Raw genomic sequence first — 17,039 nt, forward strand, 5'->3', positions numbered from 1 at the left:
TGAGCGACGGAGGTTTTCGTGAAGGGAAGCACCAATAATCAGAACTCTTCCCAATCCTGTGCATCGTCCTTGATGCGGCTGCCCGGCGCAGGCGGCGCGGCCTTGGCCGGCTTGGCAGGTGGCAGCTTGGGAGCAGCCTTCGGTGCAGCAGCAACGGGGGCGGGCGGCGCAGGCTTCAAGGCAGGCGCAGCGGGCGCAGCCGGGGCCGGCGGCGGTGCCATCGGTGCCGGGCGCGGCTTGGCCGCCGGGCTGGCGACCTGATGCGCATCGATCTTGAAGATGCTGACCGCGCCGACCAGATTGGTCGCCTGCGCCTGCAGCGATTGGGCCGCAGCGGCTGCTTGCTCCACCAACGCAGCATTCTGCTGGGTCACTTCATCCATCTGCGTAATGGCGCGGTTGACCTGTTCGATGCCGGTGCTCTGCTCACGGCTGGCTTCGGCGATTTCACCCACGATGTCGGTGACGCGCTGCACGCTGGTGACGACTTCGCCCATGGTGGCACCGGCCTGTTCCACCAGTTGGCTGCCGGCTTCGACCTTCTCCACCGAAGCATCGATGAGCGACTTGATTTCCTTGGCGGCGGCGGCTGAACGCTGGGCCAGCGAGCGCACTTCCGAAGCCACCACGGCAAAGCCGCGGCCCTGCTCGCCGGCACGGGCGGCTTCCACCGCGGCGTTGAGCGCCAGGATGTTGGTCTGGAAGGCGATGCCGTCGATCACGCTGATGATGTCCACGATCCTGCGCGAGGATTCATTGATGGCCTGCATGGTATCGACCACCTGCGATACCACTTCCCCGCCCTTGCTGGCGGTGGAGGACGCCGAATGCGCCAGCTGGTTGGCTTGCAGGGCATTGTCGGCATTCTGCTTGACGGTGCCGGTCAGCTGCTCCATGGAGGCCGCGGTTTCTTCCAGCGAGCTGGCCTGCTGCTCGGTGCGCGAGGACAGGTCCATGTTGCCGGCGGCGATTTCCTTGGCATTGGTATCGATGCTGTCCGAACTGCTGCGTACGCGCGAGACCGTGGTCAGCAGTGCCTGCTGCATGCTGCGGATGGCCGAGAACAGGCGGCCGATCTCGTTGTTGCTGTGGACGTCAACCTTGGTCGTCAGGTCGCCATTGGCCACCAGATCCAGCAGATGCACGGCGCGGTTCAGGGGCGTCAAGACGATGTTGCGCAGCAGGAAATGCACGCCGATGACCAGGAACATGGCGCCGATCAGGCCTGCGATCACCATCCAGACCACCATGCTGTACTCACGCTCGCGTTCTTCGGTGGCCACGTCGTTGATCTCGATGGCGCGCTTCTGGAAAGTATCCAATGCCTTCGAAAAGCGCGAGCCTGCCGGAGCGATGAATTTGTTGTTGAGCTGGGAATAGGCCGCAGCATCACCGGTCTTGAGAATATCGCCGGCCTTCTTCAGCAACTCGTTCAAGGCCTTGCCCGATTCAAGCAGTTCAGTCTTGATGGCGGGATCCTCTCCCTCCAGAAGAGGCAACTTGGCAAACTCGTCCAGATACTTGAGGCTGCTCTCATAGGTCCGCGCAGCACTGGTGAAGGCGGCGTCAACCACTGCTGGCTCGCCCTTCTCCATCAGGACCGAATAAATCCGCCCCTGCGCAGAACGCGTGCGGGTGGTGTCCTTGTACGCATCATTGATGAGGATGACATGCTCGGCAATCTCATGCACAAAAACGGTGGCATGGTTGGCGCGGCCCAGCGCAAAGATGCCCACTGCAGCACCTACCACGATCATCACTGAAAACAGCGCAAGCGCGCTCATCAGGCTGAAGCGAACCGTCAGATTTCGCATTCCCTCTCTCCGCTTAATATTGATACAACACGTGAAATGAACAACATGGCGCAGACGATACAACACCGCGTCGCGCTTCATATCGGCGGCAAACCAACCAAAACTCCCCCAATTCCCGGTTAGGGCAGTCAGCAAATGTCCGTTTTCGCATTGTGCACCGGCAACACCCGGGGCTGGCTGTCCTGGATCAAGCCTGATTCATATGGAAGGGCACAGATGTGAAAAAGCTTGCCGAAATGACATTCGGCAAGCCCGAAAAACAACATATTGAGGTTTCTGAGGGTGAATCAAAACCCTTCAGGGATCAGCGTACGCCGGGCAAGTCGATGATCTCGACCCAGTTCGGATTGCGTCCGAGGGTGTAGCGGAAGACCGGCGTGAGCGCCCCGCTGTCGCGGTCGATGGCATAGCTGGTCAGCCCGGCCTTCTGGCCGACGGCCAGCAGGTAACGCCCTTGCGGATCGATGTTGAAGCCGCGCGGCTGGGTTTCGGTGGGAATGTTGAGGATGCGGGTGAGCTTGCCGCTGGCCGGGTCCACGCGATAAGCGCTGAGCGTGTTGGAGGCGCGCTCGGTGGCATAAAGAAAACGGCCATCCGGCGTCAGGTGCAGGTCGGCGGCCGCCAGCTGTTCACTGGTCTTGAAGCCTTCCGGCAAGGCCGAGTCGCTGGCCAGCAGGGTCAGGGTGCCGGACTGGCGATCGTAGGCGTAGGTGTTGACAGTGGCGTCCAGCTCATTGGTCGAATAGACGAAGCGCTGGTCCGGCGAGAACACGAAATGGCGCGGCCCGGCACCGGCCTTGGTGGCGACCGACGGCGGACTGTTGGGCGTGACGGTGCCGGTGGCCGGGTCGAAACGGTATTGCAGGATCACGTCGCTGCCCAGGTTGCTGGCAAAGACGAAAGCATTGTCAGGAGAAACCTGCACGGAATGCGCGTTCTTCCCGGTCGGGATCACCGCCAGCGGCGGGGCCTGCACGGTACCGTCCGTCCCGATGGCATTGACCGAGATCCTGTTGCCGGAGTAGGACGCGGCCAGCAGGTAGCGCCCGCTGCGGTCTGTGGCGACGTTGGCCATGTTGTCGGCCAGCGGCACCTTGGACAGCGCCTTGAGCTTGCCGCTGGCGGGATCAATGGCATAGCTCACCACCGAATACGGCTGGCCGCGCAACGCGGCATAGAGGAATTTGTGATCGGGACTCAGGGCCAGCGGCATCACGGTGCTGCCGGTATCGACCTTGTCGATCAGGTTGACGCTGCCATCGCCATTGAGCCGGAGCACGTAGATGTCCTGGCTGTCCGCATTGGAGACGTAGGCGACAGTGGCCGCACCGGCATGCGCGGCGGCCAGGCTGAGGACTGAAGTGGCAATCAAGGTGGCGAAGCGGGAAGAAGGTGAAGAAAGGGTGTTGCTCATGCGGTCTCCTGGCGAATCATCTTGTTGTTGGCATGACGATGGAACAAAAAAAAGACCCGCAAGCGGGCCCCAAGGGAGGATCAGGTCACGGGTGCCGGATTGAACAGGGTCAGTGCATTGTGCAGCTTCCACTGTTCGGCCCAGGTGCGCTTCTTGCCGCTGGCCACGTCCAGCATCAGTTGGAACAGCTCCCAGCCGACCTGTTCGATGGTGGCTTCGCCGCTGGCGATACGCCCGGCGTTGACATCCATCAGGTCATGCCAGCGCCGCGCCAGGTCATTGCGGGTCGCGACCTTGATGACCGGCACAGCGGCCAGGCCATACGGCGTACCCCGGCCCGTGGTGAAGATATGAAGATTCATGCCGGCCGCCAGTTGCAAGGTGCCGCAGATGAAGTCGGAGGCTGGCGTGGCCGCATAGATCAGGCCCTTCTGCTGAAGCTTGTCGCCCGGCGAGAGCACGCCCGAAATCGGGCTGGAGCCGGACTTGACGATGGAGCCCATGGCCTTCTCGACGATGTTGGCCAAGCCGCCCTTCTTGTTGCCGGGGGTGGTGTTGGCGCTGCGGTCGACACCGCCCTGCTTCAGGTAATTGTCGTACCAGTCCATCTCGCGGATCATGGCCTGGGCCACTTCCTCGTTGACCGCGCGCGAGGTCAGCTGGTCGATGCCGTCGCGCACTTCAGTCACTTCCGAGAACATCACCGAGGCGCCCGCGCGCACCAGCAGGTCGGTCGCAAAGCCCACTGCAGGGTTGGCCGTCACGCCCGAGAAGGCATCGCTGCCACCGCATTGCACCCCCACCACCAGGTCCGAGGCCGGGCAGGTTTCGCGGCGGCGCTTGTCCAGTTCGGTCAGGCGCGCCTCGGCCATCTTCATGATGGAATCGATCATGGAGTTGAAACCGACGTGTTCCGCATCCTGCAGGCAGACCACATAGGGCTCGCCGGCCTCGTGGATGGGGATCATGTTTTCCGGCAGCAGGCGGTTGGGCTGCAGCTTTTCGCAGCCCAGGCTCACCACCATGGCCTGGCCGCCGAAGTTGGGGTTCAGGCTGATGTTGCGCAGCGTACGGATGGGGATGCCGGCGTTGGGCGCATCGATGGCCACGCCGCAGCCATAGGTATGCTCCAGCGCCACCACGTCTTCCACATTGGGATACTTGGGCAGCAGCTCGGCGCGGATGCGCTTGACCGCATGCTCCACAACACCGGCCACGCATTGCACCGTGGTGGTGATGGCCAGCAGGTTGCGGGTGCCCACCGAGCCATCAGCGTTGCGATAGCCCTCGAAGGTATAGCCTTCCAGAGGCGGCTGCGGCGCCGGCTTTTTGGTGGCGATGGGCAGATTGTCGAGACCGCGCGCCGGGGGCATCTGCACCAGCGATTCCTCGATCCAGCTGCCCTTGGGGATGTCACGCACGGCGTAGCCGATGGCCACGTCATAACGCACGATGGCCTCGCCCTGCTTGAGATCGCGCAGCGCGATCTTGTGGCCCTGGGGCACGCGGTCGACGAGGGTCAGGCCGTCGGGGAAGACGGTGCCGGCAGGCAGGCCTCCGTCATTGACGACGATGGCGACATTGTCGGTGTCGTTCATCATGATGTAGCGCGGTGTGAATGCCTGGCTGGCGGCGGTATCGGTGCTCATGCTAAGTCCCATGCGACAGAATGCTGCAATTCAAATGAAGGGCGGCCACTGCAACAGCGGCCGCCCGTAAAACGGATCAGGCGTCCTTGAGTTCGACGCGCTTGATTTCCTTGACGATGACAAGATAGCTGATCACGGTCACCAGTGCATTGATGCCCACGAAGACCAGCGCACCGGAGAAGGAACCGGTCTCCTTGACGATATAGCCGATCACGATCGGGGTCGTGATGCCGGCCACATTGCCGAACATGTTGAAGAGGCCACCCGACAGGCCCACGATCTGCTTGGGCGCGGTATCGGCCACCACCGCCCAGCCCAGCGCGCCCACGCCCTTGCCGAAGAAGGCCAGGGCCATGATGCCCACCACCATCCACTGTGCATCGACGTAATTGCACAGGATCATGGTCATCGACAGCAGCATGCCGCCCACGATGGGGATCTTGCGCGCCCAGGTCACCGACATGCCGCTCTTGATCAGGCGGTCCGAGATCAGGCCGCCGACCACGCCGCCAATGAAGCCGCACACCGCCGGGATCGAGGCCACGAAACCGGCCTTGAGGATGGACATGCCGCGCTCCTGCACCAGGTACACCGGGAACCAGGTCAGGAAGAAGTAAGTAATCACGTTGATGCAGTACTGGCCGATGTAGACGCCCAGGAGCATGCGGTTGGACAGCAACTGGCGAATGTAGCCTTTACCCTTGGTGGAAGGGGCGGCGACCTTCTTGTTGTCCATGTCGACCAGGCCGCCACCGGATTCGATGTGCTCCAGTTCAGCCGGGTTGATGCGCGGATGGTCCTTGGGACTGTAGATGATCTTGCCCCAGACCATGGCCAGCAGGATGCCGACCACGCCCATGACGGTGAAAACATGGTGCCAGCTGTAGGTGTGCACGATCCAGGCCATCAGCGGGGTGAAGATCACGGCCGCGAAATACTGTGCCGAATTGAAGATGGCCGAAGCGGTACCGCGTTCCTTGGTCGGGAACCAGGCGGCGACGATGCGGCCATTGGCCGGGAAGGACGGCGCTTCGGCCAGGCCCACCATGAAGCGCAGCAGGAACAGCGCGATCACGGCCGCACCCGTGCTCATCCACGTCACACCGGCCTGCAGGAAGGTGAAGAAAGACCACAGGGCAATGCTCCACATGTAGATCTTCTTGGAACCGAAGCGGTCCAGCAGCCAGCCGCCCGGCAGCTGGGCCAGCACGTAGGCCCAGCTGAAGGCCGAGAAGATGTAGCCCATGGTGACCGGGTCCAGCGACAGCTCGGTCTTCATGGCCGAACCGGCAATGGAAAGCGTGGCGCGGTCAGCGTAGTTGACGGTGGTGACGACGAACAGCAGGAACAGGATCAGGTAGCGGATATGGGTCGGCTTGCCGGCCGCTGCCCCGCTGGGGGTGTTGCTTTGCGCCAATTGGATTCTCCAGGTCTCTCGCCATCCGCTCCGCCTGGCCGGCCCCGAAGCGCCGCCGCAGGAACGCGGGCGGACTGGCATCGGGGCTTGCCGGAAGTGTCTCTTGGCGTATTGTTGTGTGTTGGGGTGATTGTTATAAGACGTCATACAACAGCAAGCGCAGTATAACAGGACACGAAACGGACGCAAGCGGTGAATGTGAAGGAATCTGCACTTCCGGCCGCTGGCACGGGGCGACACGGTTGTCTGACATGTCCTTATGGCGCACTGACGAAGTGGCGCGCGGCAGGTATCATGCGCGCACTCTCCTGCTCTCCCACGATTCTTTACCACCAGATCTTCCCATGACCTTCTCATCCTCCGCCTCGCGCGGCTCTTCTGCCTGGCTCAAGCCGCTGCTGTTCATCCTGGTGGCGGCCATCGGCCTCTACTATGTGAAGTGGTCGCCCTACTACCTGAAATCCTTCGTGGCCGCCGACAAGCACAGCATTGGCGCCTCCATCCTGGCCAATGCGCCCGCCGCCCCGTGGTCGGCTGCGCTGGAATATGCCACGGTCTACTTCCTGGCCATCTGGAAAGCCGCCGTGCTGGGGGTGCTGCTGGGTTCGCTGGTGCAGGTGCTGGTGCCGCGCGACTGGCTGCTGCGGGTGTTCGGCCGCGCCGGCCTCGGCTCGACCCTGCGTGGCGGCCTGTTCGCCCTGCCCGGCATGATGTGCAGCTGCTGCGCCGCACCGGTGGTGGCGGGCATGCGCCGCCAGCAGGTGTCGGTCGGGGCTGCGCTGGCCTTCTGGATCGCCAACCCGGTGCTCAATCCGGCCACGCTGGTGTTCATGGGCTTCGTGCTGGGCTGGCATTTTGCCGCGCTGCGTCTGGTGGCCGGCGTGCTGCTGGTAGTGGGTGTGTCGCTGATCGCGCAACGTGTGGCGCAGACCGAGACCCTGCCGCAGGCCGCCCTCGATGCGGTGGCCGCCGCCGAATATGAACCGATGGACGATGGCCGTCATTTCCTGGTGCGTTGGGGCAGCAAGCTGTGGCAACTGTTCTGGACCACGGCACCGGTCTACATCGTGGTGGTGCTGGCGCTGGGTGCGGCCCGGGTGTGGCTGTTCCCGCAGGTCGATGCCAGCATGGGCAACAGTCTGCTGTGGATCGTGGCGCTGGCGGTAGTGGGCACGCTCTTCGTGATTCCGACGGCCGCCGAGATCCCCATCGTGCAATCCATGCTTTCGCTGGGCATGGGCGTGGGGCCGGCCGTGGCGTTGCTGATGACCCTGCCCAGCATCAGCCTGCCGTCGCTGCTGATGCTGCGCAAATCCTTCACGCCGCGCGTACTCACGACCGTCACCCTGCTGACCATGCTCATCGGCGTGGTCAGCGGGCTGGTGGCGGTGGTGCTGCTGTAAATTGATTCAGGGCCGATACTGGCGCAGGAAGCCGACCACCTCGGTCTGCTGCCCTGCGAACAGCAGGCGGGAGCGCTTGGACTCCCGCTGGAAGGCATAGATGGGATCGTAGTATTCCGCCAGCAAGGCATCGATCCAGGCGCGGTGCAGGTCGACCACGCCGTCTTGTTCCTGGCGCGCCAGCGCCGTTTCCATCATCTGCAGCAGGCGGCGGTAGCGCTGGTCGCCGAGGCGCTTGACCAGCTTGCCCAATGCAGCAAGCAGATGCGCGCGATAGCGTTCAAACCCGTGGCGCGGATCCAGCGCCACGTATTCCTCGCACAGGCCACTGACGTAATCGCGCAGGATACGTTCCACGCGCCCTTCCCTGCTGTCTTCCAGCCACACCATGGGCAGGCTCTGCATGCGCTGGTGCAAGGCCAGCGGCAAGGCGCAGGCACCGATCAGGCGGCTCTCGTCTTCCAGCGCAAACCAGTGATGGCCCTGCGCTTGCAGTTTGATGAGGGCAATGGCCAGACGGTGTTCGAAATCGATGGGCGCAGGCTGCGGGCTGGCGCGCTTGCCGAAACTGGAGCCACGATGATTGGCGCAAGCCTCCAGGTCCAGCGCGTTGTCGAGCTGCAGCAGCACGTCGGTCTTGCCGCAGCCGGTCATGCCGCCCACCACCACAAAGGAACACTCGGCCAAAGCCTGATCGATGGCTTCCATCAGGAAGTGGCGCAGCGCCTTGTAACCGCCGGCCACGCGCGGATAGGCAATGCCGGCTTCGCTCTTCAGCCACTGCTGCGTGATCTGCGAGCGCAGGCCGCCGCGGAAGCAATACAGGCAGCCTTCCGGATGCTCTTTTGCGAACGCCGCCCAAGCCGCAATCCGTTCGTCCTTCACCGCTCCGCTGACCAGTTGATGACCCAGTTCGATGGCGGACTGCTGGCCTTGCTCCTTGTAGCGCAGGCCGACCTGATGCCGCTCGCTGTCGTTCATCAGCGGCAGGTTCACCGCAGTCGGAAAGGCACCCTTGCCGAACTCCACCGGTGCCCGGGCATCCAGCATGGGCGTATCGGCGAGAAAGAGTTCGCGGCTGGGCTGCAGATCGGCCATCAGAGCACCTCGACCGCGTAACGCTGTCGTTCCACCAGTTCGCCGATGGGGGCCAGTTCCAGTCCGAGGGCAGCGGCGGTGGCCAGGAATTCCGGATTGGCTTCGGGCCGCACCGCTACCAGCAGGCCGCCGCTGGTCTGGGGATCGCACAGCAGGTTCTTCTGGGCTTCGCTGAGCGGGCTGATCTTGCTGCCGTAGCTCTCGACATTGCGCCCGGTGCCACCCGGCACGCAGCCTTCAGCCAGGTAGTAAGGCACGCCTGGCAGGCTGGGCACCAGCGCGTGCTGGATGCGTGCGCTCACGCCGCTGCCTTCGCACATTTCCACCAGATGGCCCAGCAGGCCGAAGCCGGTCACGTCGGTCATTGCGGCCACGCCCGCCAGCTTGCCGAAGCGGCGGCCGGGCTGGTTGAGCTGGCACATCCAGTCGCGCGCCGTGCCGACGTCTTCGGGGCGCAGCTTGCCCTTCTTTTCTGCGGTGGTGAGGATGCCGATGCCCAGCGGCTTGGTGAGGTAGAGCAGGCAGCCGGCACTGGCGGTGTCGTTGCGCTTCATGTGGCGCTTCTCGACCACGCCGGTCACGGCCAGGCCGAAGATGGGTTCCGGGGCATCGATGGAATGGCCGCCGGCCAGCGGGATGCCGGCCGCGTCGCAGGCGGCGCGGCCACCGCGCACGACTTCGCGTGCCACTTCCGGCGGCAGCACGTTGACCGGCCAGCCGAGGATGGCGATGGCCATGAGCGGATCGCCGCCCATGGCGTAGATGTCACTGATGGCATTGGTGGCGGCGATGCGGCCGAAGTCGAAGGGATCATCGACGATGGGCATGAAGAAATCGGTGGTCGAGACCACGCCACGCTCTTCATCGATGGCATAGACCGCAGCGTCATCGCGCGAGGCATTGCCAACCCAGAGTTTGGGATCGAGATGCTGGGCACCGCTGCCGGCCAGGATGACTTCCAGCACCTGCGGCGAAATCTTGCAGCCGCAACCGGCGCCATGGCTGTATTGGGTCAGACGAATGGGGTCGCTCATCGGAAAGTCCTGGCTGATCGGGGGGGATGCCGATTCTAGCAGCGTTTAATTGACAGGAAGTGAAACGGAAAAGGCCGGTAGCGACTGCTACGAGATGAAGACACGCTGGGCGAAGCAGATATCTGGTGAGCTAAAACCCAGCTCAACTGTGCTCGTTTCCAGCGCAGTGCGTGAGCATCACAAGATACGAAGCCAAAAACAAAAAAGCCCCGCAAGAAACTTGCGAGGCTTTCGTATTCTGGCTCCCCGACCTGTTCACACAACGAACCAGCCGGCCGCAATTTATTCGCATTCCATTGCCACAGAAATTCCACAGTTTGAGCGCAGCATGATGAAGATTTTCACGAGAGCGCGATAAGACCCCTCATCAATCACCCAATACCAGTGCGACATTCAGACGCGCAGCCCCCGTCCTAAGCACTCTACGAATCGCCCGTTCCGCGTTTTGCAGGCCTCGGCCAAGCCTCCTTCACCTCCTCCTTTAGCTCGCTTTTAATCCACGACAGAGTGCCCGGCGCATCGGGAAAATAGAGGTATTCGGCATGCTTCACATCCCAGTAGCGCTGGTTGATGAAGAACTTAAGACGGCGAATTTCCCACAGAGCAATTCTCATCTCGGGGGACTTGCTCTGCTCCCAGAGCAGACGCAGCTCAGCAGAGTTCAAGGGGTGAAGGTCGGGCGGAAAGTTGGGAGGGAGCTTCATGGGATGTAAACTACTGTATTTTTAAACAGTAGTCATCAGCCCCCCCTGTGTTTGCCCCGTTATCGGGGCTATTCTTGGACGTCGGCCTCAAAGGCCAATCCGGCAGGAGCCGGGAAAAGGACGGGCGATCGATGCAAGTGTTGCAGCACCGGCATCAACCACCTCCCGCTGAAACCGCCAGCGTTTAGCCAAGGCCCGTCACCGTCGCGACGGCAGCCGAAGCCTAACACAAGGCTCGTATCTTGAAAGAAATTCGATGCGCTAATTGCAATAAAAAACTTGCCACAGGTGAATATATTCACTTGAACATAAAATGCCCCCGATGCGGGGCATTCAATCATTTGAGCACCACGCGTGCCGAATATGAGCGCCACGGAGCGTCTAGCAGAAAGGACCTGCTCGATGACCTCACCGCGCGTTCGCAAAGCCACTCAACTCGTCCGCCTCCCCGGCGCTGAACTTCATCGCGGGGACTGCCTGGCAGTCCTCCCAACCTTATCTCCTGGCTTTGACGCCATCGTCACTGACCCTCCCTACTCCAGCGGTGGCCAGTCCAAGGGAAGCCGTGCCGCGTCCACCGGGCAAAAGTATTTGAATACTGGTGGCACGGCCTTTCCTGACTTCGCGGGCGACAGCAAGGATCAGCGCAGCTATCTCCACTGGTCTGCTCTTTGGATGGCCTTGTGCTACGACAAGCTCAAGGACGGCGGCCTGGCCATCGTCTTCACCGACTGGCGCCAGCTGCCTGTAACTAGCGATGCCTTCCAAGCAGCGGGTTTCACCTGGCGCGGGGTCGGCGTCTGGGACAAGGGGAGCAGCAGCCGCCCCTATAAGGGCGGATTCCGCGCGCAGACAGAGTTCTTCGTGTGGGGAAGCAAAGGCATGCTGGCCGGCGACACCTACTCGCCGGGTGTCTTCAACGTCCAGCAACAACGCGGCGGGAAACTTCACCAGGTCGGGAAGCCTTTGCCTCTGATGGACGCGCTGTTGAAAGCCTGCGGCCCTCGGGTCTTGGATCCGTTCATGGGCAGCGCCACCACCGGTGTTGCGGCGATCGCCCAAGGCAAGCACTTCACTGGCATCGAATTGACCGAGCACTATTTTGATGTGGCGGTCGAACGCATCCGGAGCAAGGACGCGTAGGTCCGCTCCCCCCCTCCTTATGTATTGACGGAGGGGGCACACTGGCTCAGTCACCAGTACTGCATCTGAGCCCAGTGTCCAAACGCAACCAAAATCAAGCCCTCAACGAAGTTACCTTCCAATGTGGCTGCGGGAAATTCAAAGCCGCGCCGGATCGGATCGAGGACGCGCCCGAGGATGAATATCATCCCTGGCGCTATTTCGCTGAATGCCCGCGCTGCGGTAGCGAGAGCACCCAGGCAGCGTGGGAACGCGCTTTGCTCAAGGCATGGATCAATTCCACCGGGCCCAAGACGGCAGCAGGAAAAGCCGCCAGCGCGTCCAATCTAGAGGGCCATCCGACGAAGGAAGAATCCCTGCGCACCCGCTTCAATGCCATGAAGCACGGCGCATCCGCGAAGGTCGCCACCTACTTCCCTGCACGCCCGGGGAAATATGCCCTCTGCAACACCTGCGATGTAGACCGCATCTGGTGCCGACAGCAGCCCTGCTGCGTCAAGCAGACGCAGAACTTCATGCTCCACCAGGCAGCTTTCGAGCAACGCAAGCCAGGCGTACTGCAAGGTATGTATTCAGAGATGCAGGCGGCGGTCTATTCCATCCTGCAGCAGATCATCCTGACGATCATCAACGATGGGGTGAAAGTCGAGCGCCCCGAGTTTCATTTTGATGCGAACGGCACGCTTGCACTGGCCCGTTACACCGACGAGTATGGCGAGCAACGGACCATCACTGAAATTTCAGCTCACCCGCTCCTCAAGCCTCTGACTGACTTCCTGAGCAAGAACAACCTGACGCTCGCGGACATGGGCATGACCAACAAGGTGGTCGACGAAGAGGATATCTTCCCCGGGCACCTCGGCGGCTCCACCGCTGCACCAGCGATCAGCGTCGACGAGTATCAACGCAGGAAGCTGGAAGCCCTGGAAGACCTCCGAAACAAGGTCATGCGGGCGAACGCGTCGACTGCCGCCGATCCCATCCTGCTGGAGCATGAAGCAGAAAATGCCGGTGTCCAGGCACGGGGATCGGTCGATGTGATCGATGTCCAGGCCGTTGAGAAAAAATGACCGGCCAGCGCGTTTCATCGCGGCAGCGCATCACCGTCTCAAATCGAGCGGAGGTGGAGATTCACCGTTACAAGGATGACCACGCGCTGTGGCATAAGCATGTGCATGGCGTGGACTTGGACCCGGTGCAGATCTTGAAACAGATCGAGATGGACGAGCACCGCAACACGGTCGACTATTCCTGCCGCCGCGGCCGAAAGACCTCCGCCAAGGAAATGTATGCACTGAAATTCCTCGCGTGCCACCCTCACCAGGAGGAAGGCATCTTCGCTCCGCGCCAACAGCAGTCTCAAGCGAATCTCCGGTACCACCTGGAGGCCATCGAGCGCTCACCTATTCTCAGCGCCTACATCAACTACAAGAACGGACGTCCCCAGAAGTCCGACACTAAGTACGAATTTTTCAATAAGAGCCGTGCGCAGGCATACGGGATCATGTCCCAGATTGACGGCGATGGCCTCTCGCTCGCGTCCCTGGAAGAGATCGACGATATGCCCGCCGATCGCCTCTACTCTCGCCTCTTCCCTATGCTGGCCGGCACACAGCGCCTCGGCGCTCCTGATGGCACCGTCTTCGAGCCACAGATCCGCATCACCGGCGTATTCAAAGGCGCGGACACCCTCTCCGGCCTTATCGAGTCAGGGGGGTACCACGTGCTCCCGGTCGTCAATGTGTACCTCGCGCTGGAGCTCGGCATTCTCGACCAAGCCTACATTTTGCAGAAGCGCAACGAGATGCCCGGGCCGGAATACATACGGCAGTATGTATGCCGAAACATCCAGGCCCAGAACCATATCTGGGAAAAGTACATCCGCCTGGCCATGGCCATCGGCATGCAGGCACGCCTGGAAGTCTCCGGACCTCTTCCAGGGGCACGGTACAAGAAGCGCGGCAAGATCTCGTTCGGTTATGACCACACCGGCCATGGGGAAAGCCTGACGGCCTCGCGATCTGCGCTGGTCGTCACCGAGGAGCTGGGAAGCTTCATCGTGCCGATCTTTGCCCGTGCGTGGCCAGCAGGCACCGACGATAACGTGATCCGGCGCGAACTGGTCGGCCTATGGCGCTACTTCATGCCGGATCACGCGCTGGGCGATGCGTACGGGGTGGGCATGCTGACGTCGGTGAACGATGACCTTTTTCATCAGGGCCTGACCGAGATCGACCGGCGCACGATTGCCGATGGCGAGAGCAATGCGTCCGCCTGGAGGGAATGGGCCTTCGCACCGATCCGCTTCGAAGGTATGACTAAGCACAGCATGGCGTCTGCACTGCGCGCGATCTTCCACAACAGGCGGGCAGCCATACCTGCATTCGATGAAGAGGGCGAGGACGATGTGAGCAAGGACTGGCGCGACCTCATCCGGCAGCTGGGGAACATCAAGGAGGTAGCGAACCAGACCGGCAGCTACCCCAGCTACAAGCAGGTCGATACAAAAATCGGCGACGACTTTTTCGACGCATTTTGTGCTGCCCTCTGGGGCCATATGACAGCCGGCGCGGCAGAGGTGCAGACCATCATCAGCGGTATTCAACGCACACGCGACGAACTGCTCGGAGTATCGGCCGGAGGAATTCACCTTGGGCGATGAGAGCAAATATCAACAGGGGGATCGTCGCGCGCATTCCCCCTCCGCCGTGCTCACGCCGCCGTCGCCGCTGAGTGGCCGCGATATGGAGCGCGCCAGAGAGACGAAGAGCCTGGTGCATCAGCATATGCCAGAGGCTATACCGATGATCCGCGAGCTGGCCAACCTCGGAATGATCGATGGCTGGCGCTCTGTAACCTTTATCACGAAAGAAGAAAATGGGAATTTTTGACGGCTTCGTTCAGTTCTTCCGCGGGAAACTGCCCACAGAGCCTTTGCCTTCCAGCTCGGAAATTGGCATGCGTACCCGGGAGGATGCCCGGTACCGAGATCTCTACAACCAATTCTTCGTCGATCCGGAGCTGCGCGCGGCCATCTTCGATGTCCGTGCCGCTGACCGCATGGACGGCCGCATCAAGAAAATTCACAGCAGAGTGGCCAGGGACATCATCAAGGGCGGGCTGGTGCTGCAGCTTCAAGCGCCCAGTCCGGTCATCTCGCGCGAGTGGAAGGCATTCCTGTCCCGCATTGAGCTGAATCGGCCGGAAAAGCTCAAGAGCGATTGCCGGGGCATGATCATGGAGGGAAATCTCCCGCTGCAGGTGGTCATGGACGAGGGGCGTCGGATCCAGCGCCTGATCCGGATGCCAGCGGAGACCATTGTTCCCGTCGTCAATGCGGCCGGGCAATTCGCTGACGTCGCGAAAGCGTATCGCCAGCATGATTTGGTCACCGGCCGCCCCTGCGCGGACTTTGCTCTCTGGCAGCTGACGATGGTCCGCTTCGACGCCGACAACTACGACGACATGGGCAGCATGGGCCGCCCTTACCTTGACGCCAATCGCAGCACTTGGTTGAAACTGCGCATGACCGAAGAAGACATGGTCGTGCGACGGCGCACACGCGCCCCCTTGCGACTGGCTCACGTTCTGGAGGGGGCCAACCAGACCGAAATGGATCAGTACGAGGCTAAGGTGATGCGTAAGCAGAGCGAGATCACGACCGATTTCTTCATGAACAAGAAAGGGGCCGTGAACGCGATCCAGGGCGATAGCAATCTCGACCAGATCCAAGACGTCGCATTCCTGCTCGACTGCATGTTCTCCGGCACTCCGATCCCCAAGGGGCTCGCCGGCTATACGGAGGGCTTGAACCGGGACATTCTGCAGGACCTGAAGGGCGACTATTTTGACGAGATCGACAGCCTTCAAGACACCATCGCCTTCGCTTACGAGTTCACCTTCAGGCTGCAGCTACTGCTCAAGGGGATCGTGCTGGGCAACGACGAGATCAAGGTGAAGTTCGCAGAACGCCGGACCGAGACGCCGAACCAGGCCGCTGACCGGGCCCTCAAGCTCCAAGCCCTGGGCATTCCTTCCGATATGTTGTGGGAAGAGCTGGGCTTCGATGTTGCCACAGTACGCGCGCGGCGCGACGCCGCACGCGAGGAAGATGATCCATATCCAGATCCTCCAGCTGGATCCGACCGCCCCACCGTCAGCATCACCCCCGGCAATGGCCCCAAGGGCTCCTCGGCCACATCCATCTCGACGAAATAATGGCACTCACTCCCGACCAGGAAGAAGTCAAGATCGAGTCCGAACGGTCCCAGGAGGATCTGGTCGCGCTCGACCGACAGAATCGCTCGCAGCTCATCACCCTCTACGACCGAGCCATCGGCGAAATGAGGGGGCGCATCATGGCTATCGCGGGCGCACGGAACTCCATCCAGACGGAGGCCTTGGCGATGCTGATCCAGCAACTCGATAACGAGCTGCAAACACTTGCGCAGGCTCGCAACAAAATTCTGGACGACGGTATCGCTGCCGCTGCAGATCTCGGTGCCCGGCCATTCGGACAGCGCATCGGAGCATCCGCCGTATTCAATGCACGAAGCGCTGCTATTGAACGAGTTCGCACGTTCCAGGACCCGACCGGGCTCCGGTTATCAGATCGCATATGGCGGCTCGATCGCCGTGCTGACGACATCCTTCGCCAGCAGGTTCAGGCGGCGGTTGCGAGAGGTGACGGTGCAGCAAAGGCGGCCTTGGAATTTACGCAGCGGGGCATGCCTGTCCCGCCCGAGCTGGATATGGCCGCCCGTGCAGCCAGGCCTGAGCAAGTCGCTGAAGGTTTGGCGAGCAGCCTGTCCAGCGGTCCCGGCAATCCTCTCGACAACACCATGCGTGTCCTGCGCACAGAGGTGAACCGGGCTCACACCGTTGCCTATCAAGGCGCCGCCGCGGCGGATCTGGACACCATCGGTACCAAATTCATGCTTTCACCGCGCCATCCTCGCGTTGACATCTGCGATATGCACGCGCGCGCCAATCTCTTCGGACTCGGCCCCGGGGTGTATCCACATGGCCGCAGCCCGCTCCCAGCCCATCCCAACACCTTGAGCTTCGAGGTGGTGGTCTATCGCGACGAAGTCACCGACGAGGACCGGAAAGGAAAACAGACGGTCGTCGATTTCCTGAAGACGGTAGCCAGCAAGGACCGGCAAGGTATTCTCGGCGTCAACAAGAACGAAGCATTCGAGGCGGGAGATCTCCCAGCATCCCAAGTGAGATCGACCTGGCGCGCGGTAAAGAAACGTCTGGAGCGCCAGCAGGAGAAGTAACACCTCCCCCCCTACCGTTGATTTGACCACCCCCTGAAACTATCGCCTGAGTCAAAAAGTTTCGGGTGCGCCGGGTTCCCC

General features: G+C 61.7%; 15 protein-coding genes. 8 read left to right on the forward strand and 7 right to left on the reverse strand.

The genetic code is table 11. The features are described from left to right. Nucleotides 1-38: 38 nt before the first annotated feature. The 4 genes from JOD78_RS07310 to JOD78_RS07325 form a co-directional block, all read right to left on the reverse strand. Nucleotides 39-1,814 carry a methyl-accepting chemotaxis protein gene (locus JOD78_RS07310; protein ID WP_121042137.1) on the reverse strand — a complete coding sequence of 592 codons (1,776 nt, stop codon included), beginning with the start codon at nt 1,812-1,814 and terminating at the stop codon, nt 39-41. A 304-nt stretch (nt 1,815-2,118) separates the two neighbouring features. Continuing rightward, nucleotides 2,119-3,228: a beta-propeller fold lactonase family protein gene (locus JOD78_RS07315; protein WP_121042139.1), complete on the reverse strand. Its 1,110-nt coding sequence runs from the start codon at nt 3,226-3,228 to the stop codon at nt 2,119-2,121. Nucleotides 3,229-3,308: 80 nt separating this feature from the next. Then, entirely contained in the window at nt 3,309-4,877 is a 1,569-nt protein-coding gene (gene garD / locus JOD78_RS07320; protein WP_209566994.1) for a galactarate dehydratase, read from the reverse strand. A gap of 76 nt (nt 4,878-4,953) precedes the next feature. Beyond that, entirely contained in the window at nt 4,954-6,294 is a 1,341-nt protein-coding gene (locus JOD78_RS07325; protein WP_204725682.1) for an MFS transporter, read from the reverse strand. A 344-nt stretch (nt 6,295-6,638) separates the two neighbouring features. On the opposite strand from JOD78_RS07325, the gene JOD78_RS07330 reads away from it, so the two are divergent. Further along, nucleotides 6,639-7,697, forward strand: coding sequence for a permease (locus tag JOD78_RS07330; RefSeq protein WP_121042145.1), 1,059 nt, complete (start codon nt 6,639-6,641; stop codon nt 7,695-7,697). A gap of 6 nt (nt 7,698-7,703) precedes the next feature. On the opposite strand, the gene mnmH is transcribed toward JOD78_RS07330, so the two are convergent. The 3 genes from mnmH to JOD78_RS07345 all read right to left on the reverse strand — a co-directional run bounded on the left by mnmH (nt 7,704) and on the right by JOD78_RS07345 (nt 10,533). Continuing rightward, nucleotides 7,704-8,795, reverse strand: a complete 1,092-nt coding sequence (mnmH, locus tag JOD78_RS07335) for a tRNA 2-selenouridine(34) synthase MnmH (RefSeq protein ID WP_209566996.1) — start codon at nt 8,793-8,795, stop codon at nt 7,704-7,706. Beyond that, a complete protein-coding gene (selD, locus tag JOD78_RS07340) occupies nt 8,795-9,829 on the reverse strand; it encodes a selenide, water dikinase SelD (RefSeq protein WP_134136117.1) in 1,035 nt (344 codons plus the stop codon). The genes mnmH and selD overlap by 1 nt, the downstream gene beginning before the upstream one ends. A gap of 422 nt (nt 9,830-10,251) precedes the next feature. Then, nucleotides 10,252-10,533 carry a hypothetical protein gene (locus tag JOD78_RS07345; RefSeq protein ID WP_209570745.1) on the reverse strand — a complete coding sequence of 94 codons (282 nt, stop codon included), beginning with the start codon at nt 10,531-10,533 and terminating at the stop codon, nt 10,252-10,254. Nucleotides 10,534-10,775: 242 nt separating this feature from the next. Here JOD78_RS07345 and JOD78_RS07350 point away from each other — a divergent pair, with 242 nt between their 5' ends. The 7 genes from JOD78_RS07350 (at nt 10,776) to JOD78_RS07380 (ending at nt 16,958) form a co-directional block, all read left to right on the forward strand. Then, nucleotides 10,776-10,991, forward strand: coding sequence for a Com family DNA-binding transcriptional regulator (locus JOD78_RS07350; protein ID WP_209570746.1), 216 nt, complete (start codon nt 10,776-10,778; stop codon nt 10,989-10,991). Continuing rightward, the gene (locus JOD78_RS07355; protein WP_209570747.1) at nt 10,936-11,676 is read left to right on the forward strand and encodes a site-specific DNA-methyltransferase; all 741 of its coding nucleotides are present in this window, start codon (nt 10,936-10,938) and stop codon (nt 11,674-11,676) included. The genes JOD78_RS07350 and JOD78_RS07355 overlap by 56 nt, the downstream gene beginning before the upstream one ends. Nucleotides 11,677-11,750: 74 nt before the next feature. Further along, complete coding sequence (locus tag JOD78_RS07360; RefSeq protein WP_209570748.1) at nt 11,751-12,746, forward strand: hypothetical protein; 996 nt, start codon at nt 11,751-11,753, stop codon at nt 12,744-12,746. After that, nucleotides 12,743-14,338 (forward strand): hypothetical protein, encoded by a 1,596-nt coding sequence (locus JOD78_RS07365; RefSeq protein ID WP_209570749.1) that lies wholly within the window; start codon nt 12,743-12,745, stop codon nt 14,336-14,338. Before JOD78_RS07360 ends, JOD78_RS07365 begins: the two co-directional genes overlap by 4 nt. Further along, nucleotides 14,328-14,567 carry a hypothetical protein gene (locus tag JOD78_RS07370; RefSeq protein ID WP_209570750.1) on the forward strand — a complete coding sequence of 80 codons (240 nt, stop codon included), beginning with the start codon at nt 14,328-14,330 and terminating at the stop codon, nt 14,565-14,567. The genes JOD78_RS07365 and JOD78_RS07370 overlap by 11 nt, the downstream gene beginning before the upstream one ends. Continuing rightward, on the forward strand, nt 14,554-15,894 hold the full coding sequence (locus JOD78_RS07375; RefSeq protein WP_209570751.1) for a portal protein: 1,341 nt from the start codon (nt 14,554-14,556) through the stop codon (nt 15,892-15,894). The genes JOD78_RS07370 and JOD78_RS07375 overlap by 14 nt, the downstream gene beginning before the upstream one ends. Beyond that, entirely contained in the window at nt 15,894-16,958 is a 1,065-nt protein-coding gene (locus JOD78_RS07380; protein ID WP_209570752.1) for a hypothetical protein, read from the forward strand. Before JOD78_RS07375 ends, JOD78_RS07380 begins: the two co-directional genes overlap by 1 nt. The last annotated feature ends 81 nt before the right edge of the window (nt 16,959-17,039 follow it).

The organism is Herbaspirillum sp. 1130 (assembly GCF_017833835.1).
Taxonomy (GTDB): domain Bacteria; phylum Pseudomonadota; class Gammaproteobacteria; order Burkholderiales; family Burkholderiaceae_D; genus Herbaspirillum; species Herbaspirillum huttiense.

Excerpts from the sequence above, each read along its gene's own strand:
- JOD78_RS07310 (WP_121042137.1), bottom strand. The coding sequence starts at position 1,814 with ATGCGAAATCTGACGGTTCGCTTCAGCCTGATGAGCGCGCTTGCGCTG.
- garD (WP_209566994.1), bottom strand. The coding sequence starts at position 4,877 with ATGAGCACCGATACCGCCGCCAGCCAGGCATTCACACCGCGCTACATC.
- JOD78_RS07375 (WP_209570751.1), top strand. The coding sequence starts at position 14,554 with ATGGGAATTTTTGACGGCTTCGTTCAGTTCTTCCGCGGGAAACTGCCC.
- JOD78_RS07355 (WP_209570747.1), top strand. The coding sequence starts at position 10,936 with ATGACCTCACCGCGCGTTCGCAAAGCCACTCAACTCGTCCGCCTCCCC.
- JOD78_RS07380 (WP_209570752.1), top strand. The coding sequence starts at position 15,894 with ATGGCACTCACTCCCGACCAGGAAGAAGTCAAGATCGAGTCCGAACGG.
- JOD78_RS07330 (WP_121042145.1), top strand. The coding sequence starts at position 6,639 with ATGACCTTCTCATCCTCCGCCTCGCGCGGCTCTTCTGCCTGGCTCAAG.
- selD (WP_134136117.1), bottom strand. The coding sequence starts at position 9,829 with ATGAGCGACCCCATTCGTCTGACCCAATACAGCCATGGCGCCGGTTGC.
- JOD78_RS07345 (WP_209570745.1), bottom strand. The coding sequence starts at position 10,533 with ATGAAGCTCCCTCCCAACTTTCCGCCCGACCTTCACCCCTTGAACTCT.
- mnmH (WP_209566996.1), bottom strand. The coding sequence starts at position 8,795 with ATGGCCGATCTGCAGCCCAGCCGCGAACTCTTTCTCGCCGATACGCCC.
- JOD78_RS07315 (WP_121042139.1), bottom strand. The coding sequence starts at position 3,228 with ATGAGCAACACCCTTTCTTCACCTTCTTCCCGCTTCGCCACCTTGATT.
- JOD78_RS07365 (WP_209570749.1), top strand. The coding sequence starts at position 12,743 with ATGACCGGCCAGCGCGTTTCATCGCGGCAGCGCATCACCGTCTCAAAT.